Below are 21,029 nucleotides of genomic sequence, written 5' to 3' on the forward strand. Positions count from 1 at the left end.
TCCCCCGATCTCTGGCGCAAGGTCAGCTATGATTGACGCTTGCAAGGGTAGGCGTTACCCCTGAAAACCGCGAGGGCGACGCCTATATCAAGGTAACGAGCCGCCATAACCATATATAATGGAGTAAGGATCGTGACGGGCAGATTGGTCATTGTCGGGGCCGGGCAGGCCGGTTTCGCGCTTGCCGCCAAATTGCGGGCGCTTGGAGATTCGAGGCCGATCACTATCATCGGCGCGGAGGAAAACCTTCCCTATCAGCGACCGCCGCTGACAAAAAAATATCTTCTCGGCGAGATGGCCTTCGACCGGCTCTTGTTCCGCCCTGAGCATTGGTATGCCGACAACAATGTCGAGATCCGTTTGTCCACCTGGGTCGAGCAGATTGATCGCGCGGCAAAACAAGTGGTCATGCAGGACGGTTCGGCGCTGGGCTATGACACGCTGGCGCTGGCGACCGGCGCAACGCCGCGCGAGTTGCCGCCCTCCGTCGGGGGCGCGCTTGAAGGCGTCTATCTCGCCCGCGACAAACGCGATGCCGATCAGCTCGCTGCCGAAATGCGCGCGGGCCGCCGTGTTCTCATCATCGGCGGCGGCTATATCGGCCTCGAAGCGGCGGCGGTTGCCCGCCATCGCGGCCTCGAAGTCACGCTTATAGAAATGGCAGACAGGATCCTGCAGCGCGTCGCCGCCAAGGAGACGGCTGACATCATGCGGACTATTCATCGTGGACATGATGTCGTCATCCGCGAAAAGACGGGCCTGAAGCAACTGGTTGGCAAGAACGGCCATGTCGTCGCCGCCGAGCTGTCGGACGGGTCCACCATAGATGTCGATTTCGTCATCGTCGGCATCGGCGTTGCCCCGAATGACCGGCTGGCCAAGGAAGCGGGGCTGGAAGTCGGCAACGGTATCATCGTCGATTCGTTTGCCCGCACCTCCGACCCCGCGATCTTCGCTGCGGGTGATTGCGCGGAACTGCCTTGGAACGGCGGCCGCATCCGTCTCGAATCGGTACAGAATGCCGTCGACCAGGCCGAAGCCGCAGCCGGAATCATTGCAGGCGGCAACGAGCCCTACGATCCGAAGCCATGGTTCTGGTCGGATCAATATGACGTAAAATTGCAGATCGCCGGTTTCAACGTCGGCTATGACGAAACCCTTTTGCGCGCCGGCGCTCGCGAAGGATCGGCTTCGGTCTGGTATTTCAAGGAGGGCCGCTTCATCGCCGTCGATGCTATCAACGACGCAAAGGCCTATGTGACTGGCAAGAAGCTACTGGAAAGCGGCGTCAACCCGGCAAAGGCTATCCTGGCCGATTCGGCCGCGGACCTTAAGGAGTTGCTGCGTTAAGAGGGACCCGCACGCCGGCTATCTAGTTCTCCCTGCAGGATGCGCGCACCGCCGAATGCAGGGAGAACGTGCAGGGAGGCGAAAAAGCGCTTGCGTCGATAAATGATTGGCCGTATCAGGGCCGCACCGGAGAGGTGGCCGAGTGGTCGAAGGCGCTCCCCTGCTAAGGGAGTATACGTCAAAAGCGTATCGTGGGTTCGAATCCCATCTTCTCCGCCATCCTGCTTTTGCATTTTGCAGGACAGCTATTTTCCCCCTTCATCGTTGATATCAAACGACCTCTCACGTCAGTCGTTGCCGATTCTCTTTTTGTCATTTCGCTGCAATCTTGCTGGCACATGATCGATAAAACCGATTCTCGATCGAATCGGTCGTGGCAGAATCACTGGCTCTCGATGCTATGCTGAGATGGCGAAGGTGATTTTGCTTGCTTCGCACTGTTGATGACTATCCCGGCAAATGTCGAAAACAGCGAACACGACGTCGCGGCAGCCATGGTTTTGCCTTGGATCGGCCATTGTGACGGCCGGCCACGCGTCTACGTCCTCATTTAAAAGCAGCCTGTAAGTGCCGGTACCGTAAGGGCTTTCTTAACAAACTATAAACAAATCCGAGGCCCGTGTGGCGGACTTGTGTCCTTTCGGCAACAGGAATTACGGAAGGCTCACGCAAATCCCCCTTTCCGGTAAGATGTAGATTGCGTGACAGTTCGCGTCTTGTATTTTCAATCTCGGAAGCGAGGGCGATTGATCGTCCACTTCTTGAAACACGAGGATGGGGCAGGGAATGCCTTCGGGTAGTTCTCATTCTCGATTGAAACTTTGACTGGAGGTCAATAATGAACATCAAGAGCCTTCTTCTCGGCTCCGCTGCTGCGCTCGTAGCAGTTTCCGGTGCTCACGCGGCTGACGCTGTTGTTGCCGCTGAGCCGGAGCCGCTCGAATACGTTCGCATCTGCGACGCATACGGCGCTGGCTACTTCTTCATTCCGGGCACCGAAACCTGCCTCAAGATCGGCGGCAAGGTTCGTACCGAAGGTGAATGGTACGACGCTTACAACCCGAACAACGTTCGTGGCACGCTCTGGCACACCCGCGCCGAGCTCAACATCGACACCGCGACCGACACCGAATACGGTCCGCTGAAGACCAACACCATCCTGCGTTGGGATTGGCAGGAAGGCGGCTCCACGAGCACCAACCTTCTCTGGGCATACATCAGCCTCGGCGGCTTTACCGTTGGTAAGACGGACTCCTGGTTCAACCAGTTCACCGGTTATGCCGGCGACGTCATCAACGACGACGTGGTCTATGACGGCCCGTACGAACTCAACCAGATCACCTACAACTACGACGCCGGCAACGGCTTCACGGCTGTGATCTCGTTGGAAGACAGCAACTCTGGCGTTGGCGCACATGGCTCTAACGGCGAAGACAGCTCGGATCACTACGCTCCGGACGTCGTTGCCGGTGCTGGCTACAAGGCTGGCGCATGGTCCTTCAAGGTCGTTGGTGGTTATGACTCCATCGTCGAAGAAGGTGCCATCAAGGCTCGTATCGACGCTGACTTCGGCGTTCTCTCTGCCTTCATCATGGGCGGCTGGAACACCGACGGCGACAAGCTGAACAAGTACGCTGGCTCGAACGGTGGCGGCGACGCTGCTGACATCGGCTGGGGCGATTGGGCAGTTTGGGGCGGCGTTGGCGTTCCGATCAACGAAAAGCTGAAGTGGAACCTGCAGCTCGCTTACACCGACTCCAAGATCTTCGCCGCTACGACGAACATCAAGTGGAACCCGGTTAAGAACCTGCTCATCGAGCCGGAAGTTTCCTACACCAACTGGGATTCGATCAACGAAGATCAGTGGGCTGGTATCCTCCGCTTCGAGCGTACCTTCTAATCTGGTTTGACCTCGGTCATAATCTGATTGTCACATTGGTGACGAAAAGCCCGGCTTTTGAGCCGGGCTTTTTGTATTTCGGACAGTCCGATCTTCGCTGCTTTGGATACCGGAGAAGCGGTGCTTCAGTATTTTATTGTTTTATAATATACTAACTAAGTATAGATTTTATAACTTGAGTGTTCTCGGAGAGTATTGCCTAGTAGAGTTCAATTTCTGAACATGGAAACTATGTGACAGTTTTGCGACGTGATTTTTGTGCAACGCGAAATTCGAAACGAACGTCACATATGATTATAGTTTGTCTCTGATATTGCTCTGAAAAATTCGATCTGTAGGGTCCAACTCGGAAGCAAGACTTATCGTCTTGGTTCTCCCAGATCAGGGGTCAACTTTGAACACAGGGGTGGGGTAGGGCCCGTCGATTTCTCGGCGCGAATTCTCATACCTAATCGATATTTAGAACTGGAGTTATTATGAACATCAAGAGCCTTCTTCTCGGCTCCGCTGCTGCGCTGGCAGCAGTCTCCGGTGCTCACGCAGCCGATGCCGTCGTTGCTGCCGAGCCGGAGCCGCTTGAATACGTTCGCATCTGCGACGCTTATGGCGCTGGCTACTTCTTCATCCCGGGTACCGAAACCTGCCTCAAGATCGGCGGCATGGTCCGTACCGAAGGCGGCTGGTACAACGCCTACAACCCGGGTCCGGGCGGCGATCGCGGCACCTACTGGCACACCCGCGCTCAGCTCAGCGTCGACACCGCAACGGACACCGAATACGGTCCGCTGAAGACCAACACCGTTTATCGTTTCGACTGGAACGACGGCAACGCTACGACCACCAAGCTGCTCTGGGCTAACATCAGCCTCGGCGGTTTCCTGGTTGGTAAGCAGGACTCGCAGTACAACCTGTTCGCAGGTTATGCCGGCGACGTCATCAACGACGACGTGGTCTATGACGGCCCGTACGAACTGAACCAGATCACCTACAACTACGATGCAGGCAACGGCTTCAAGGCTGTCGTCTCGCTTGAAGACTCCAACTCCGGTTCGGATACGTCTTCCTACGGCGGCGCTTGGGTTCAGTCCAAGGCTGACCACTATGCCCCGAACGTCGTTGCCGGCGTTGGCTACAAGGCTGGCAACTTCGGCTTCAAGGTTGTCGGTGGCTATGACTCGATCGTCGAAGAAGGCGCTATCAAGGCTCGTATCGACGCCGACTTCGGCGCGTTTACGGCCTTCTTGATGGGCGGCTGGAACACCGACGGCGACAAGCTGAACCAGTATGCCGGTTCGAACCTGAACGCATCTGCCTGCCCGGTTGGCCGTGGCGACCTCTGCGGCTGGGGTGACTGGGCTGTTTGGGGTGGCGTTGGCTATAAGATCAGCGACAAGCTGAAGTGGAACGTGCAGCTCGCTTACACCGACTCGAAGATCTTCGAAGCCACGACGAACCTCAAGTTCAACCCGGTTAAGAACCTGCTCATCGAGCCGGAAGTTACCTACACCAACTTCGATTCTGTAAACCAGGATCAGTGGGCTGGTATCCTCCGCTTCCAGCGCAGCTTCTAATTCGGTTATCAAAAACCGAATTAGCATACACTCTGATCTGACCTCCGATCAGAAGAGGATTGGCCCGGTTTTCCCAACCGGGCCTTTTCTATTCTGCGCAATGCGTGCCGCTGGTGCTGTGCGCAAGCTCAGATCGTTGCCAGAAAACGCCGAATCGCGGCCGGAATCTCCCCGAGGTGCAGAATCGGAGCGTGTCCTTGCCCGATAGCAATCTTTGCCGTCATGCCGGGATGACGCCGTGCCATCTCCTCTAGGCTGGCTGTCGTCAGCAGCTTGGAGTTTTCCCCGCGAATCACCATCAAGGGGATGTTCTGAAACGCCTCGAACTGTGGCCAGAGATCCGGTAGCGGCGTTTCGAAATCGAGCGACTTCATCTGGACGGCAATAGCGGGATCGAAATCCGCTACGACGTTACCATCCTTGAGCGTATAGATCGCCTGAGCCATGTCGCGCCAATCGTCATCTGTAAGTGCCGTGAAAGCGCGACCGTGATTCTCCCGCAGAATCTCGACAGCATCGTCCCAATTGGCTGGCTTCCTGTTGCGGTTCAGATAGTCGCGGATATCGACAAGCCCTTCCTTTTCAAGAACGGGACCGATGTCGTTGAGAATGACGGCCCTCAGGATATCGGGATGGCCTGCCGCCAGCAGATGCAAGACAAGACCGCCGCGCGAGGTGCCGATGAAGACGGCCTTTGGTATATTCAGCGCGGCACAGGTTGCGAGCACGTCCTGGGCCTCGACCGCGAGATTATAGTGGCTCTTGTCGTCGTCCCAGGCCGATAAACCGCGTCCACGGGCATCGAGCGTAATCACCCTGCGCGGTGCCACCGGATCCCGCGACAAAAGCAGCGCCAACTCGTGGAAATCCCGGGAGTTGCGGGTCAGACCCGGCAAACAGACGATCGGCGGCAGGCTTGAGGCCGGCGAATCGCCGCCGTAATCGCGCGCGGAAAGCCTCAGCCCGTCCGGTGCTGTGATTGTTCTGATAACAAAGCCGCTCTCATCGTCATTGCGCATGGATAGCCCTCGTGGATGGCGTTTCACGAGGGATGTAACGCGATTTTGTCGTCTTGAACAATGATGCTGGCGCCGTCGCGGAGTTTAGCCGCGTCCGTAGATCAGATCGTGCTCGATATCGGTCTTCTGTCCAAGGCGGGCCTTGTAGACCTGATAATTCTCCATGACGCGCTGGACATAGTTGCGCGTTTCGGGGAAGGGGATGCGCTCGATCCAGTCGACGACATCGTCGATCGATTTGCCACGCGGATCGCCGTATCGGCTGATCCACTCGGGAACCTTGTTTGGCCCGGCATTGTAGGCAATGAAGGTCAGGATGTAGGAGCCGCCGAAGGTGTCGATCTGCTCGCCGAGATAATGGGCCCCAAGCGTCGCGTTGTAGCCGGCATCCTGCGTCAGCTTGTCCGCGGAATAGGCTATGCCGTGACGGCCGGCGACGGCCTTGGCCGTTTTCGGCAGAAGCTGCAGCAGACCGCGCGCATTGGCGGAGGAGACTGCTGCCGGGTTGAAGGCACTCTCCTGCCGGGCGATGGCATAGGCGAGTGCCTTGCCGGAGCCGGAAATATTGGCATTGTCCGGAATGACGCCGATCGGGAAGGCGAGCGCGGCGACGTCGACGCCGCGACCATAGGCGATCTTGCCGACCTGCAAGGAAAGCTGATGATTGCCGGAGCGCTCGGCGCGTGCCGCCAGCATGGCGATCTCGCCGGGGCTCTGCAATTGTTTCGCCAGTGCCCGGTAAAGGGCGTCAGCCCGCCAGCCGTGACCTGCCGCTTCGAGATGCGCGATGGCCTGAACGGCTTCGCGGGATTGGAAGCGCTCCCGGTCCTCGGTCGTCGGCGAGGGGTAGGTGACGTTCAGCGTCCGGCGCCCCAATTTTTCAGCCGCGAGCTGGCCATAGAATGTGCTGGGATAAGAGGCGGCCTTGGCATAGAAATCAGCCGCCTTGCCGGGACCGCCGGCTTCGGCGGAGCGACCGAGCCAATACCAGGCGCGCGATAGCGAGATCGGACCGTTCGATATCTGCAGAATTTTTCGGAAATGCGTTGCGGCCGTCGCGCCGTCCTGCAATCCGCGCAGCGCATACCAGCCGGCATGGAATTCCGCCTCGCCGACATCCTGCGCACTCTCCGCGACGCTGGCGTCGACGATGCGATAGGCGGCTTTGAATTTACCTTGATCCACCAGGCCGCGGCTGACGATGCGCTGCTCATCCCACCATTGGCTGGTATTGACGAGTACGCTGCGGTCACGCGGCATCTGCATCAGCAGATTGGCGGCATCGTCATATTTGTCCTGGCGACGCAGGTTCTCGACCTGCATGAAGAGATAGGCGGGGTCCTTGCGCCATTGCGGATCGATAGTGGCAAGCAAAGTTCCGGCATTGGCGGAACGATTGTTGATTGCCGCCCAGGTCTTGTAGAGTGATTGCGCCCTGCCGAGATCGCCGAAACGCTTGGCCTGTGCTGTGTGGCCGCGATAAAGCAGATAGTCCATGCGCGCCTTATGATCGGCCGGCGACAGGAGGCTCGAGAATTCGGCAAGGATCTTGTCTTCGAAGGACTTATCGAGCCCCTCATTGCGCCAGATCTTGCGGATGAGTTTGGCCGCTTGCACTGACGCACCGCGCGAAACCAGCGCGCGCGACAGGATGACAGCGCCTTCCGGTGTTTCCGGCTGCGTATTGCCAAAGGCGGCAAGCACTTGGTCGGCCGGCGGGTTTTCAGCGTAAAGCGCGCGTTCGGAATTGCCACGCAGGCTGGCGAGACCCGGCCAACCGGTAAGCTCACGCGCCGCCGCGGCGATTTCGCCGGAGGGAACGCCGGGCTGGCCCGAGGTAGCGATCGCCCAGGTCAGAATGTGACGGTCGAGCGTACCCTGGCTCATGCTGTTGCGGATGGCGAGCGCCTGCATCGGGTTCTTGCTGGAGAGGGCATCGAGACCGGCTTTCAGGTCGCCGCTGACGGGTGCTATTGCAGAGCCGCGCGGGATTGATCCGGTATTCAACGGATCCGGCATGGTCATCGCTACATCGGTCGTCTCGGGGGCCGATGTCTGCTCGCCGGGAAGCTGTGAGGCAAAAGTGCTCCATGCGACCGCCACGCCCATAGCGGTCAAGATCATCACAGGTCTTTTCATCCGGCTACTCACGACAAAAAACAGGCCCCCTCCATTTGCCGAAGTTTATATTAACGAAACCTTAGCGTTGGCCCGAATTTCAATCAATTATGATATCGGAAACTGCCCTTTACCATCGAAAGCGCGCTTGTCGCCGTCAAGGCAGCGCTCTATGGTGCGCGGATTCATAACCATGGATTGCGGCTGAAGCATGAAAGCGGCGCCGCGAGGAGACTTGCATGTTCCAGGGGTCCATTCCCGCACTCGTTACGCCCTTCACTGACGCCGGTAAGGTGGATGAAGCATCCTTCGCTTCCCATGTCGATTGGCAGATCAAAGAGGGCAGCAGCGGGCTCGTTCCCGTCGGCACGACGGGTGAATCGCCGACCCTGTCACATGATGAGCACAAGCGCGTCGTCGAGCTTTGCATCGAGGTGGCTGGCAAGCGCGTCCCGGTCATGGCCGGCGCCGGCTCCAACAATACCCGCGAGGCAATCGAGCTTGCCCAGCACGCCGAGAAGGTTGGCGCGAACGCAGTTCTGGTCGTGACGCCTTACTATAATAAGCCGACGCAGAAGGGGCTCTACGCCCATTTTTCGGCCATTGCCGAAGCGGTGAAGCTGCCGATCTATATCTACAATATTCCCGGCCGCTCGGTGGTCGACATGACGCCGGAGACGATGGGTGCGCTTGTCAAGGCGCATGGCAACATCGTCGGCGTCAAGGATGCGACCGGCAAGATCGAGCGCGTCTCCGAACAGCGCATCACCTGCGGCCACGACTTCCGCCAGCTTTCCGGCGAAGATGCGACGGCGCTTGGCTTCAACGCCCATGGCGGCGTCGGCTGTATCTCGGTGACGGCCAATGTCGCGCCGCGCCTCTGTGCCGAATTCCAGGCGGCGACCCTTGCCGGCGACTATGCCAAGGCGCTGGACTATCAGGATCGACTGATGCCGCTGCATAAGGCGATTTTCCTGGAGCCGGGGCTCTGTGGCGCGAAATACGGCCTTTCCCGCCTTGGCCGGATGAGCCGCAATGTGCGCTCGCCGCTGCTCTCGACACTGGAGCCGGGCACGGAAGCGGCCATCGATGCCGCCATGCGCCACGCTGGCCTCCTGAACTGACGGGTAGCCAACGCTCTCACGAAATCCTCTAGCAAGACCGCTCTCTTCACAAGGAGGGCGGTCTCGCTTATTTAAGGGGTGAAACCTTGGCGCGCCGGTGGCCGCTGCCGGAATTGACGCACGAAAAGAAGAAGAACCATGGCACCCAAAGGCAGCCAACGCGTGGTGAAGAAGATTGTCGCGGAAAACCGCAAGGCGCGCTTCAACTACGAGATCATCGACACCTATGAGGCGGGGCTCGTGCTGAAAGGCACCGAGGTCAAGTCGTTGCGTGAAGGCAAGGCCAATATCGCCGAATCCTATGCCTCCGATGAGGACGGCGAGATCTGGTTGATCAATTCCTATCTGCCGGAATATCTGCAGGCGAACCGCTTCAATCACGAGCCGCGCCGCCGCCGCAAACTCTTGCTTTCCGGCCGCGAGATCGGCCGGCTGCGCTCCGCTGTCAATCGTGAAGGCATGACGCTGATCCCGCTGAAGATTTATTTCAACGATAGCGGTCGTGCCAAGCTGGAGTTGGCGCTCGCCAAGGGTAAGAAGATCCACGACAAGCGCGAATCCGAGAAGGAACGCGACTGGAACCGGCAGAAGAACCGGCTTCTCAAGGATAATGGGTGAGGGTGAGGAGCGGTCGGGCAAAGCCCGAGCAATCGATCCAGTGAATCGATTGCAGCGACGAACGCCCTGAGCCAAAGCGAAGGGCCGGCCGCCGCGGCAAACGCGGAAAGCTCCACCGTCTATGAAATTCCTCGCCGACAATCAGAGCCAGCAGTGAATCGATTGCAGCGACGAACGCCCTGAGCCAAAGCGAAGGGCCGGCTGCCGCGGCAAACGCGGAAAGCTGCACCGTCTATGCAATTCCTCGCCGACAATCAGAGCCAGTAGTCAATCGATTGCAGCCCTGAGCCAAAGCGAAGGCCGGTTTTCACGGCCAACACCGAACGCTCCCGCCGATCCCGGATTACTCTTCGGCCTCTGCCGCGGCAGGCGCCGGTTCGACCGGGCGCTGTGGACGCTCGGAGGGGTCGCGGCCGATTTCGGCCTTCAGCGATACAAGATCGATGAAGTGATCGGCCTGGCGGCGCAGGTCGTCGGCGATCATCGGCGGCTGGGTGGACATCGTGGAGATCACGGACACCTTGCGGCCACGGCGCTGCAATGCTTCCACCAAGGTGGTGAAATCCCCGTCACCGGAAAAGATGACCAGGTGATCGACGGTTTCCGACTGCTCCATGGCGTCGATTGCCAGCTCGATATCCATGTTGCCCTTGATCTTGCGGCGGCCCATGGAGTCGGTGAATTCCTTCGCCGGCTTGGTAATGACCTTGTAGCCGTTATAGTCCAGCCAATCGATGAGCGGGCGGATCGAGGAATATTCTTGGTCTTCGATAAGTGCCGTATAGTAATAAGCGCGAAGCAGATATCCGCGCTTCTGGAAGGCCTTCAGCAGCTTACGATAGTCGATATCAAAACCAAGGCTTTTCGACGCAGCGTAAAGATTGGCGCCGTCTATAAAAAGTGCAATTTTTTCGCGTGGGTCGAACATCGCTTACATATCCATTGTTACCAAAACGCAATTACTTTTACCCAAAATGCAGTCAAAACAATGTCTTGTATGACGCCCAAGAATAATTCGTATTACTTTATGAATTATTCATATATCCGAGATTTAGGGCACGATTTATGATATTCCAAGCAATCGTAGGTTGAATGCGCGATTTGTCTAATGAATTTTAGCCCAATGTGGAGGGATTGGCAGCCCCGAAGCAGGAAAAACTTGAATTTGCCATCGTTTGCTTGTATCGGGCGTGCTACTCCGAGACATGATGACGACATCACGACCGCAAAGGACAGGCAATGGCCCGTGTCACAGTAGAAGATTGCATTGATAAAGTAGAAAACCGGTTCGAGCTCGTGCTGCTTGCCAGCCATCGCGCTCGCCTGATTTCGCAGGGTTCCTCGATCACCATCGACCGCGACAATGACAAGAACCCGGTCGTTGCGCTGCGCGAAATCGCCGACGAGACGCTGTCTCCCGATGACCTGAAGGAAGACCTGATCCACTCGCTGCAGAAGCACGTTGAAGTCGACGAGCCAGAGCCCGATCCGGCAAGCCTCCTGGCCGCTGGCGCTGTCGCTTCTGCTTCGGGCGATGAGGAAGAAGATCAGCCGGAAGCCGTTACTTTCGATCAGATGTCGGAAGAAGAGCTTCTTGCCGGTATCGAAGGCCTTGTTCCGCCAGAAAAAAGCGACGATTACTGATCGTCGAGCTTGATGCTCTAACCAAGAGCGATATGATGAAGTAATGCGTGCGCCGGTCGTATGACTGGCGCGCTTTTATTTTGCGGGAGTAGCTTGGGAATGATGCGGCAATACGAGCTTGTCGAGCGTGTGCAGAAATACAAGCCCGATGCCAATGAAGCGCTTCTCAATAAGGCCTATGTTTATGCGATGCAGAAGCATGGGCAACAGAAGCGTGCCAGCGGCGACCCCTATATTTCCCATCCCCTCGAAGTTGCCGCCATCCTGACCGACATGCGTCTGGATGAATCGACCATCGCCGTTGCGCTCCTGCATGATACGATCGAGGATACGACCGCGACGCGTGCCGAAATCGACGAACTGTTCGGTGAGGATATTGGTCGTCTTGTCGAAGGGCTAACCAAGATCAAGAAGCTTGATCTCGTCACCAAGAAGGCGAAGCAGGCCGAGAATCTGCGTAAGCTGCTGCTCGCAATTTCCGACGATGTCCGCGTGCTCCTGGTAAAACTGGCCGACCGCCTGCACAATATGCGCACGCTCGACCACATGTCGCCGGAAAAGCGTGCCCGCATTTCCGAAGAGACGATGGATATCTATGCGCCGCTTGCCGGCCGCATGGGTATGCAGGATATGCGCGAAGAGTTGGAGGAGCTTTCGTTCCGCCATATCAATCCGGAGGCGCACGACACGGTCACCAAGCGCCTCGAGGAGCTGTCGCGGCGCAACGAAGGTTTGGTGAAGAAGATCGAGACGGAACTGCGCGACCTGCTGGTTGCCAACGGCCTCGCCAACGCCATGGTCAAGGGCCGGCAGAAGAAGCCCTATTCGGTCTTCCGCAAGATGCAGTCGAAATCGCTTTCCTTCGAACAGCTCTCCGATGTCTATGGCTTCCGCCTGCTCGTCGATGATGTTCCCTCCTGCTATCGCGCGCTCGGCATCGTGCATACGCGCTGGCGCGTCGTGCCCGGGCGGTTCAAAGATTATATCTCCACGCCGAAGCAGAACGACTACCGTTCGCTGCACACGACTATCGTCGGCCCGTCCAGCCAGCGCATCGAGCTGCAGATCCGCACCAAGCGCATGCATGAGATCGCCGAATTCGGCATCGCTGCCCATACGCTCTATAAGGACGGCACCAACAATAATGGCGATGGTGAACTGCTATCGCGCGAAAGCAATGCCTATTCCTGGCTGCGCCACACCATCGAGGCGTTGGCCGAAGGCGACAGCCCCGAAGAATTCCTGGAGCATACCAAGCTGGAACTGTTCCAGGATCAGGTTTTCTGCTTCACGCCGAAGGGCAAGTTGATCGCCCTGCCGCGCGGCGCGACGCCGATCGATTTTGCCTATGCCGTCCACACCAATATCGGCGACACCACCGTTGGCGCCAAGATCAACGGCCGGATCATGCCGCTGGTGACGCGCCTCTCCAATGGCGATGAAGTTGAGATCATCCGCTCTGGCGTGCAGGTGCCGCCGGCTGCCTGGGAAGAGATCGTCGTGACCGGCAAGGCGCGCGCCGCCATTCGCCGCGCAACGCGCCTTGCCATCCGCAAGCAATATGCCGGCCTCGGCCACCGCATTCTGGAGCGCACCTTCGAGCGCGCCGGCAAGGTCTTTTCGCGTGAAGCTCTGAAGCCGGCGCTACACCGCCTCGGCCAGAAGGATGTCGAGGACGCGATTGCTGCTGTCGGGCGAGGGGAGATGTCATCGCTCGATGTGTTGCGGGCCGTCTATCCGGATCATCAGGATGAGCGCGTCACGATCAAGCCCGCCGGCGACGAAGGCTGGTTCAATGTCCGCAGCGCCTCCGGCATGATCTTCAAGATCCCCGGCAAGACCAAGGCCGATCTCGCCGCCAGCGTCGAAGGCGTGGATGCCCTGCCGATCCGCGGCCTAGCAGCGGATGTCGACGTGCATTTCGCTCCGACCGGTGCCGTTCCCGGTGACCGTATCGTCGGCATCATGGAAAAGGGCAAGGGCATCACCATCTATCCTATCCAGTCACCGGTCCTGCAGCGTTTCGACGACCAGCCGGAGCGATGGATCGACGTACGCTGGGATCTGGATGAGGCCAACAAGTCCCGCTTCACCGCGCGCATTCTGATCAATGCGCTGAACGAGCCGGGAACACTAGCCAAGGTCGCGCAGACGGTCGCCGACATCGACGTTAACATCCGCCTTCTCAACACGGTGCGCGTTGCCGCCGACTTTACCGAGATGGCGCTGGATGTCGAAGTCTGGGATCTGCGCCAGCTCAATCAGCTCCTGGTGCAGCTCAAGGAGCTGGATTGCATTGCCACCGTGAAGCGGCTTTACGAATAATTATCTTTCGCGATGGCTCGATTGAAAGCCGATTGCATAGTTTGTGATCATTTAATGATCATATTTGCCTAAGTTCGGCCTAAGACATGCGCCTGACGCATGGCTGCTTCTATTTTCGAGCTGTGGTAATTAACTTTTGTCACGCCTATCTTCTGGTCATCGAAGAAACGAAACAGAGATGAGTAAGACAATGTTTGGTCCTATCAAGAAATTCGCCCGCGCCCTGCGCGTTCCGAGTGCTGAAGAACGTGAAATGGCCTATCTGAATGGTTCGCACGACCGTTTTGACCTTGAATATCGTCAGCGTCAGGTCGATCGCGGTATCTTCCGCCAGCGTTAATCGCTGACAATACTTGCAAAATGGGAAGGGGCGTACCTGTTGTTGCGCCTTTGGGGCATCCCGCCGAAAGCAGACAGGATGTTCAGTCTCAAATAAAGCTGGAGTGGCCCGTTGATGTTCCTTGAACATGTGGCACTCTGAGGAGTACAGGCGCTGCGGCCGGATAATCGACGCAAGATACGCTTTGCCGCTCTTGTCATGACGGCCCTCCCTGCACTAGATAAGCCGCATGTTATTTCGCCGCCGAAAACCACTGACGCTGAGTGAAAAATTGCGGGAGCATCTTTGGCCCCGCAAGGGTTTCATTCGCTCGTTCCAATATTTTGGGAAACGCCTGGTGCGCCTTGCCGCGTCGCCACATTCGGTGGCCGCGGGCTTTGCCGCCGGCATTGTCGTATCCTGGACACCGTTTATCGGCGTGCATTTCATCATGGCGATCATCATCGCCTATGTCGTCGGCGGTAACGTGATCGCGGCCGCGCTCGGCTGTCTGGCGGCCGGCAATCCCATCACCTATCCTTTCATCTGGGGCCTCACCTGGGAAATCGGCCATCTGATCCTGGCGCGCGATAGCGGCGGTCAGGGCGGTGGCGTCGATCTGCCGGCGCTGTGGCATAAGGGCGATCTGCTGCAGATTTGGGACCCGATCCTGAAGCCGATGCTGATCGGCGGCATTCCGCCGGCAATCGTCACGGGCGTCGTCGTCTATGCGCTGACCTATTATGGCGTGAAGAGCTTCAAGAGCCGCCGCAAGGCCCGGCTGATGGAGCGGGCGCGCGAACGCCTGGCCCTTGCCGAGAACGCGTCGAGCGTCTGACGGAACGCGGCGCCGTAGCGGCTGGCTGGAGGGCCTTCTCATGATTATCGGGATAGGCAGCGACCTTATCGACATCCGCCGCGTGGAAAAGTCGATCGAACGCTTCGGCACACGGTTCACCGAACGCTGCTTCACCGATATCGAGCGCGCCAAATCCGAAGGGCGCAAGAACAAGGCTGCGTCATACGCCAAGCGCTTCGCTGCCAAGGAAGCCTGCTCCAAGGCACTTGGTACAGGTCTGGCGCAGGGCGTTTTCTGGCGCGACATGGGCGTCGTCAACCTGCCGAGCGGCAAGCCGACCATGCAGTTGACGGGCGGTGCGGCCAAAAGGCTGGCGGCGATACTGCCGGAAAATCATCGCGCCGCCATTCATTTGACGATAACCGATGATTTCCCTCTCGCTCAGGCCTTTGTGATCATCGAAGCACTGCCGATTGCGGGCTGAATGACGACCGTGTGTCGCTTTTAATACCTGCGCCATTGCCGCCGTGGTATGAAGCGGATAGAGAGTGCCTGAAAGTGAAGTGCGCCGGTGGGGTGCGAAAAAGGAATAAGACTGCGTGTCCGAGAAAGCCGAAAAACAGCAGAATGTCCTGTGGGAAAACATCAAGGTCATCGTACAGGCTCTAGTCCTGGCCATGATCATCCGCACGGTACTATTTCAACCCTTCACCATTCCGTCCGGCTCGATGATGCCTACGCTTCTTGTTGGCGACTATATCTTCGTCAATAAGTTCGCTTACGGTTATTCGAAATATTCTCTGCCCTTCTCGCCGGATCTGTTCAGCGGCCGCATTTTCGGCAGCGAACCCAAGCGCGGCGATGTCGTGGTCTTCCGCTTCCCGCCGAATCCGGATGTCGATTACATCAAGCGCGTCATCGGCCTGCCGGGTGACCGTATTCAGGTGAAGAACGATATCCTCTACATCAACGGCCAGGCTGTCCCGCGGGAGCCGCACGGAACCTTCGCCTCGGATTACAGCCAGGAGCCGGGCGACGACATCCCTGTTTACAGCGAGCGCCTGCCGGATACCGGCAAGGTCTACGACACGCTCGATCTGTCGCAGACGTCGCGTGGTGACAACACCCAGGAATATGTCGTGCCGCCGGGCAACTATTTCATGATGGGCGACAACCGCGACAATTCCGACGACAGCCGTTTCGACGTCGGTTACGTGCCGGCTGAGAACCTGATCGGCCGTGCCAGCGTTATTTTCTTCTCGCTCGGCCACGACACCTCGTTCCGCGAAATCTGGAAATGGCCGACCAACATGCGTTGGGACCGCATCTTCAAGGTTGTCGAATGACGAAGACCCAGACGCTCCCGCAGGCGGATCGTGTCAGGCTTGAAGCCGTCATAGGCCACGAATTCGCTGAGAAGGGGCGCCTCGACTGGGCTCTGACGCATGCCAGCGCCCGAACGCATAAGGCCGGCAACTATGAGCGGCTGGAATTTCTCGGCGACCGGGTTCTCGGCCTTTGCATCGCAGAGCTCCTTTTTCAGACCTTTGGCACGGCGACCGAGGGCGAGCTCTCGGTGCGCCTCAACCAGCTTGTCAGCGCCGAGACCTGCGCCGAAGTCGCCGATGAGATGCAACTGCATCTCTTCATCCGCACGGGCGCCGATGTAAAGAAGTTGACCGGCAAGCGCATGCTGAACGTGCGCGCCGATGTGGTGGAAAGCCTTATTGCGGCGCTCTATCTCGATGGTGGCCTCGAGGTGGCGCGCAAATTCATCCTGCGCTACTGGGAGCGCCGGGCTATCCGTGCGGACGGTGCCAGACGCGATGCCAAGACGGAATTGCAGGAATGGGCGCATGCGAAATTCGGCGTCACGCCCGTTTACAGGGTTGATGACCGCAGCGGACCGGATCATGATCCCCGCTTCACGGTAACGGTGGAAGTGGCGGGAACGGCGCCCGAGACCGGGATAGAACGCTCCAAGCGCGCCGCCGAGCAGGTGGCTGCGACACGGATTTTGGAGCGCGAAGGTGTATGGCAGCCCCAGTCTCTTCAAAAATGAAAATGACTGCCTAGAAATGACGGAAAAAATGACCAATCAGGAAGACCTGGCCGGCGAAGGTGCGGCTGAAAATATCGGCCCTACGCATTCGGGTTTCGTGGCCCTCATCGGCCCGACCAATGCGGGCAAGTCGACGCTCGTCAACCGGCTCGTCGGCGCCAAAGTATCGATCGTCAGCCATAAGGTGCAGACGACGCGCGCCATCGTGCGTGGCATCGCCATCCACAACAATGCGCAGATCGTCTTCATGGATACGCCCGGCATCTTCAAGCCGCGCCGGCGCCTCGATCGCGCCATGGTGACATCAGCCTGGGGCGGCGCCAAGGATGCGGATCTCATCATGCTCCTGATCGACAGCGAGCGCGGAATACGCGGCGATGCCGAAGCCATTCTCGAAGGATTGAAGGAAGTTTCCCAGCCAAAGATCCTTGTTTTGAACAAGATCGACCGCGTCCGTCGCGAGGACCTGCTGGCGCTCGCCGCCGCCGCCAACGAGAAGATCGCCTTCGAGCAGACCTTCATGATTTCGGCCGAAAACGGTTCGGGCTGCGACGATGTTATGGACTATCTGGCAAAGACCCTGCCGGAGGGTCCTTGGTATTATCCCGAAGACCAAATTTCAGACCTGCCGATGCGTCAGCTCGCCGCCGAAATAACCCGCGAAAAGCTGTTCCTGCGCCTGCATCAGGAGCTTCCCTATTCCTCGCACGTCGAAACGGAAAAATGGGAAGAGCGCAAGGACGGTTCGGTTCGGATCGAGCAAGTGATCTATGTCGAGCGCGAAAGCCAGAAGAAGATTGCGCTGGGCAAATCAGGCGAAACGATCAAGGCGATCTCAACGGCCTCTCGCAAGGAACTGTCCGAAATTCTCGAACAGCCGGTGCACCTTTTCCTTTTCGTCAAGGTGCGTGAGAATTGGGGCGACGATCCGGAACGCTTCCGCGAAATGGGACTTGAGTTTCCGCGCTGAGGGAACAATTCCCCGTTGAGTGTCTTACCTCACGACTGCCATCGGACAGATCGCTTCAACCGAAGCGATCTAAGAGGCGTGAATGGTCAAGACCACGACGATGCACAGGAAAAAAACGCCGTGCCAGCTCTGTCCGCTGCGGCGATTGCCGCATTTTCGCGAATTCAGTCGCGATGAGCTGAGTTTCGTCTCGGATTTCAAGAAGGGTGAGCTTGTCGTCGACGCCGGTGCGACGATCTTTCTGGAGGGTGCCCACAGCGCCCACCTTTTCACGATCCTTTCCGGCTGGGGCTTTCGCTATAAAACCCTCGAAGACGGACGCAGGCAGATCCTCAACTATGTGATGCCCGGCGACCTCATCGGCCTGCAAGGCTCGATCATGGGCGAGATGCAGCATTCGACCGAGGCTTTATCGCCGGTCTCGCTCTGTGTTTTCGAGCGTGCGGAACTGATGGCGCTCTACAACAAGCATCCGTCGCTCGCCTTCGATCTCACGTGGATCGCCGCGCGCGAAGAACGCATTTTGGATGAACACCTCTTAAGCATCGGTCGCAGGTCCGCGCTGGAAAGAGCCGCCTATCTGCTCGCCTACCTGCATCAACGGGCTAAGGCCCTGCATCTCTTCGACGGCAGCAAGGTCATTCCTATCACGCAGCAGCACATCGCCGACACCCTCGGTCTCTCCATCGTTCATACGAACAAGACATTGAAAAAGCTGTCGGAACGCGGCTTGATTCGCTGGCATGAACGCGGCTGCGACGTGTTGAATGGTCAAGGACTCGCCGCGCTCGCTGAGTGGGACGGGCTGGATGCGGGCGTGCGACCGTTCATCTGACGTGGTGGCAATGATGTGGCCGCCACATGTCTTTTTTAAATGTTCATGACGAGTGTATCAGCATAGACTACATTTTCGTCACTTTTCGACCAGTTTCACCTTTTACTAACCGCGGCGGCAAATGCGTTTGGAGCATGATGACGAGCCCATAGTCCGGCGGGACAAAAAGTGCGAAGCGGGTCAGGGCAAGGTCATGTCACATGAGATCTAGCCAATACGGATGGGGGAATGCCATCCATTCAACACGGGCCGATGATTGGCGCCGGAGGGATAGATGTGGGAATGTTTACGGGGCACGGCGCCGCTTGGCGCAGGGATGCGGGGACGGCGCTGATATGACGGTTCAGCGCGTTCTCATTTTGGAAGACAATCTGATCATTGCCATGGAGGCGGAGGAAATCCTTCGTCTCATTGGGGTCAAGGAGGTGGAAATCGCCTCGAACCTGGAGCAGGCAGTCAACGCCATTCATACCGAGCGTTATGATTTTGCGATGTTGGACGTCAATCTGGGGGAGTCGATGAGTTTCGGCTTTGCCCGGTTGCTGAGGGAGCGCGGCATCGCCTTCGGCTTCGTCAGCGGCTATCCCGATACACTCGATTTTCCACCCGATTTGCGGCATGTGCCGTTGCTCAACAAGCCTTTCGACGAGGCCGCCATGTGGGCGTTCGTCGACAGGCTGGCACCGGCAGAGCCATCAAGCAGCCCGCTACCAAGCGGATCGTCTGACATGTGACAGCGCCTGCCGTTTGTCCTAAACTCGAATCACGACATTCTATAGGACGAACCGGCCGATGCAGTGGCAGGATCAGGCGATCATCTTGGGCGTCAAACGCCTTGGCGAGACGAGTGTCGTCGCCGAGGTGATGACGCGTGATCGCGGCCGGCACATGGGGTTGGTGCGCTCCGGCCGGTCCCGCACCATGCAGCCGGTGCTGCAGGCTGGCAATCTGGTCGAAGTGACCTGGCGGGCACGGCTGCATGAGCATCTCGGCGAGTTCCGCATGGAGCCGGTGCGATTGCGGGCGGCGAGGCTGATGGAGACGGCGACCGCCGTCTATGGCGTGCAGGCCATGGGCGCTCTGCTGCGCCTGCTGCCTGAGCGTGACCCGCATCCGCATCTCTATGATGCGCTGAATGTGATTCTCGAAAACCTGCAGAACCCCATGGATGCCGGCGAACTTTTCGTCCGCTTCGAGCTGGCGGTCCTCAATGACCTGGGTTTCGGCCTCGATCTGACGGAGTGCGCGGCGACGGGTACGCACGACGATCTTGCCTTTGTTTCGCCGAAGACCGGGCGAGCCGTCTGCCGTGCCGCAGGCCTGCCCTGGGCCGACAAGATGCTGGTGCTGCCGCCTTTCCTCGCCGCCGGCGCCGTCGAAGCAGCGGATGCCGGCAGTCTCGCTGCAGCCTTCCGCCTGACCGGCTTTTTCCTGCATCGCCATGTCTACGAACCGCGTGGCATAGAAATCGCCGCAGCGCGCGACGGCTTCGTCCAGGCGGCGTTGAAAGCGCTAAATGCGGCGTCCTTGGAAGCACAGGAGCGGCCGAGCATTGCCGCAAAAAGATAGAGCATAATCCGAAAGGATCATGCTCTAAGGCGTAATTCAGAGCTGAAAAAGCGCTTCAAACAGCCATATTTGATGCTGCCGACATGACTTCCCGTGGGGCGGGAATGCCAAACATATGGCGGCCAGCCTCTTCGACCTCCGTGAACGACCAGCGGATGACACCATCCCGATCGAGCAGGAATTCGCCGACAAGCTGGCCTTCGCCGGTGGCGATCATCCGCTTGTCATCCTCGTTGACTTCATAGCCGTCCGCCTTGTCGAGGAATTCCATCGCTGCCATCGGGTTCATGGGCTCTGGAAGCTCGCCCGGCATATCGATGCGCATCGACATCACCGCATCCATGCTGACCTTGTGCGGCCAGTCATTCTCAGCCTCGGTAAACTGAAGATTCGGCAGGCCGAAGGCCTTGTGCGATACCCGTTCCGGGTCTGAGGCCGCCAGCAGATTGGGAAGCGGATGGTATCGGAAGTAGAGGCGGGCGCGCTCGATCGGCGTGTTGACGACGGTCAGGCTGTCTATGCCTTTTTCCTGCAATGCATCGGTGAGCTCGGCCATGGCGGCGATCTGCCGGCGACAGAAGGGGCAATGCAGCCCGCGGAACAATCCGACAAACACCGGCTTCTGGCCGCGAAAATCGTCGATGGCGACCTTGCCCTGCCGCGTGATCGCATCCAGCACGACGTTCGGTGCGCGATCTCCAGGCTGCAATGGTCTTCCGGCGTGGTTCTCCTGCATGGTTCGTTCCTCCCTTTAAGTGCTTGAATCGATTCTCCCAATGGATCTCCGACGACCATCATGACGAGGA

Annotated in this window: 20 protein-coding genes and 1 tRNA gene; 17 read left to right on the forward strand and 4 right to left on the reverse strand. The window is 58.3% G+C overall.

Features of this window, described 5'->3' with window-relative positions:
* The first annotated feature begins 132 nt into the window (after positions 1 to 132).
* The 4 genes from QA648_RS03825 (at position 133) to QA648_RS03840 (ending at position 4,821) form a co-directional block, all read left to right on the forward strand.
* Positions 133 to 1,350: an FAD-dependent oxidoreductase gene (locus tag QA648_RS03825; protein WP_283049713.1), complete on the forward strand. Its 1,218-nt coding sequence runs from the start codon at positions 133 to 135 to the stop codon at positions 1,348 to 1,350.
* A 128-nt stretch (positions 1,351 to 1,478) separates the two neighbouring features.
* Positions 1,479 to 1,569: transfer RNA gene (locus QA648_RS03830), tRNA-Ser, on the forward strand.
* Between the two features lie 619 nt (positions 1,570 to 2,188).
* A complete protein-coding gene (locus QA648_RS03835) occupies positions 2,189 to 3,250 on the forward strand; it encodes a porin (protein ID WP_104822499.1) in 1,062 nt (353 codons plus the stop codon).
* Positions 3,251 to 3,726: 476 nt separating this feature from the next.
* Entirely contained in the window at positions 3,727 to 4,821 is a 1,095-nt protein-coding gene (locus QA648_RS03840) for a porin (RefSeq protein ID WP_104822500.1), read from the forward strand.
* Between the two features lie 128 nt (positions 4,822 to 4,949).
* Here QA648_RS03840 and QA648_RS03845 read toward each other — a convergent pair whose 3' ends face one another.
* A complete protein-coding gene (locus QA648_RS03845) occupies positions 4,950 to 5,840 on the reverse strand; it encodes an alpha/beta hydrolase (RefSeq protein ID WP_283049715.1) in 891 nt (296 codons plus the stop codon).
* 84 nt (positions 5,841 to 5,924) lie between these two features.
* Positions 5,925 to 7,979 carry a lytic transglycosylase domain-containing protein gene (locus QA648_RS03850; protein WP_283049716.1) on the reverse strand — a complete coding sequence of 685 codons (2,055 nt, stop codon included), beginning with the start codon at positions 7,977 to 7,979 and terminating at the stop codon, positions 5,925 to 5,927.
* 218 nt (positions 7,980 to 8,197) lie between these two features.
* Between QA648_RS03850 and dapA the strand changes: the two genes are divergently transcribed.
* Positions 8,198 to 9,082 (forward strand): 4-hydroxy-tetrahydrodipicolinate synthase, encoded by an 885-nt coding sequence (dapA, locus tag QA648_RS03855; RefSeq protein WP_104822503.1) that lies wholly within the window; start codon positions 8,198 to 8,200, stop codon positions 9,080 to 9,082.
* A 138-nt stretch (positions 9,083 to 9,220) separates the two neighbouring features.
* Positions 9,221 to 9,700: an SsrA-binding protein SmpB gene (gene smpB, locus QA648_RS03860; RefSeq protein ID WP_028753433.1), complete on the forward strand. Its 480-nt coding sequence runs from the start codon at positions 9,221 to 9,223 to the stop codon at positions 9,698 to 9,700.
* Positions 9,701 to 10,043: 343 nt separating this feature from the next.
* Here smpB and QA648_RS03865 read toward each other — a convergent pair whose 3' ends face one another.
* Complete coding sequence (locus tag QA648_RS03865) at positions 10,044 to 10,628, reverse strand: NYN domain-containing protein (RefSeq protein WP_283049718.1); 585 nt, start codon at positions 10,626 to 10,628, stop codon at positions 10,044 to 10,046.
* 311 nt (positions 10,629 to 10,939) lie between these two features.
* Here QA648_RS03865 and rpoZ point away from each other — a divergent pair, with 311 nt between their 5' ends.
* The 11 genes from rpoZ (at position 10,940) to recO (ending at position 20,223) form a co-directional block, all read left to right on the forward strand.
* Positions 10,940 to 11,344, forward strand: coding sequence for a DNA-directed RNA polymerase subunit omega (gene rpoZ / locus QA648_RS03870; protein ID WP_104822505.1), 405 nt, complete (start codon positions 10,940 to 10,942; stop codon positions 11,342 to 11,344).
* 99 nt (positions 11,345 to 11,443) lie between these two features.
* Positions 11,444 to 13,669: a bifunctional (p)ppGpp synthetase/guanosine-3',5'-bis(diphosphate) 3'-pyrophosphohydrolase gene (locus QA648_RS03875; protein WP_104822506.1), complete on the forward strand. Its 2,226-nt coding sequence runs from the start codon at positions 11,444 to 11,446 to the stop codon at positions 13,667 to 13,669.
* A gap of 190 nt (positions 13,670 to 13,859) precedes the next feature.
* On the forward strand, positions 13,860 to 14,009 hold the full coding sequence (locus QA648_RS03880; RefSeq protein ID WP_104822507.1) for a DUF3563 family protein: 150 nt from the start codon (positions 13,860 to 13,862) through the stop codon (positions 14,007 to 14,009).
* Positions 14,010 to 14,238: 229 nt separating this feature from the next.
* Positions 14,239 to 14,826: a DUF2062 domain-containing protein gene (locus QA648_RS03885; protein ID WP_104822508.1), complete on the forward strand. Its 588-nt coding sequence runs from the start codon at positions 14,239 to 14,241 to the stop codon at positions 14,824 to 14,826.
* Positions 14,827 to 14,866: 40 nt separating this feature from the next.
* Positions 14,867 to 15,271 carry a holo-ACP synthase gene (gene acpS, locus QA648_RS03890; protein ID WP_283049721.1) on the forward strand — a complete coding sequence of 135 codons (405 nt, stop codon included), beginning with the start codon at positions 14,867 to 14,869 and terminating at the stop codon, positions 15,269 to 15,271.
* A gap of 115 nt (positions 15,272 to 15,386) precedes the next feature.
* A complete protein-coding gene (gene lepB / locus QA648_RS03895; RefSeq protein ID WP_283049723.1) occupies positions 15,387 to 16,133 on the forward strand; it encodes a signal peptidase I in 747 nt (248 codons plus the stop codon).
* Positions 16,130 to 16,849 (forward strand): ribonuclease III, encoded by a 720-nt coding sequence (gene rnc, locus QA648_RS03900; RefSeq protein WP_104822511.1) that lies wholly within the window; start codon positions 16,130 to 16,132, stop codon positions 16,847 to 16,849. The genes lepB and rnc overlap by 4 nt, the downstream gene beginning before the upstream one ends.
* 28 nt (positions 16,850 to 16,877) lie before the next feature.
* Positions 16,878 to 17,819 carry a GTPase Era gene (era, locus tag QA648_RS03905; protein WP_283049726.1) on the forward strand — a complete coding sequence of 314 codons (942 nt, stop codon included), beginning with the start codon at positions 16,878 to 16,880 and terminating at the stop codon, positions 17,817 to 17,819.
* 82 nt (positions 17,820 to 17,901) lie between these two features.
* Complete coding sequence (locus QA648_RS03910; protein ID WP_260303517.1) at positions 17,902 to 18,654, forward strand: Crp/Fnr family transcriptional regulator; 753 nt, start codon at positions 17,902 to 17,904, stop codon at positions 18,652 to 18,654.
* 200 nt (positions 18,655 to 18,854) lie between these two features.
* On the forward strand, positions 18,855 to 19,388 hold the full coding sequence (locus QA648_RS03915) for a response regulator (RefSeq protein ID WP_311319439.1): 534 nt from the start codon (positions 18,855 to 18,857) through the stop codon (positions 19,386 to 19,388).
* A gap of 58 nt (positions 19,389 to 19,446) precedes the next feature.
* Positions 19,447 to 20,223, forward strand: a complete 777-nt coding sequence (gene recO / locus QA648_RS03920) for a DNA repair protein RecO (RefSeq protein WP_283049729.1) — start codon at positions 19,447 to 19,449, stop codon at positions 20,221 to 20,223.
* 55 nt (positions 20,224 to 20,278) lie between these two features.
* Here recO and QA648_RS03925 read toward each other — a convergent pair whose 3' ends face one another.
* Positions 20,279 to 20,959 (reverse strand): peroxiredoxin-like family protein, encoded by a 681-nt coding sequence (locus QA648_RS03925; protein ID WP_283049731.1) that lies wholly within the window; start codon positions 20,957 to 20,959, stop codon positions 20,279 to 20,281.
* Positions 20,960 to 21,029: the final 70 nt, after the last annotated feature.

The organism is Rhizobium sp. CB3171 (genome assembly GCF_029714265.1).
GTDB lineage: Bacteria > Pseudomonadota > Alphaproteobacteria > Rhizobiales > Rhizobiaceae > Rhizobium.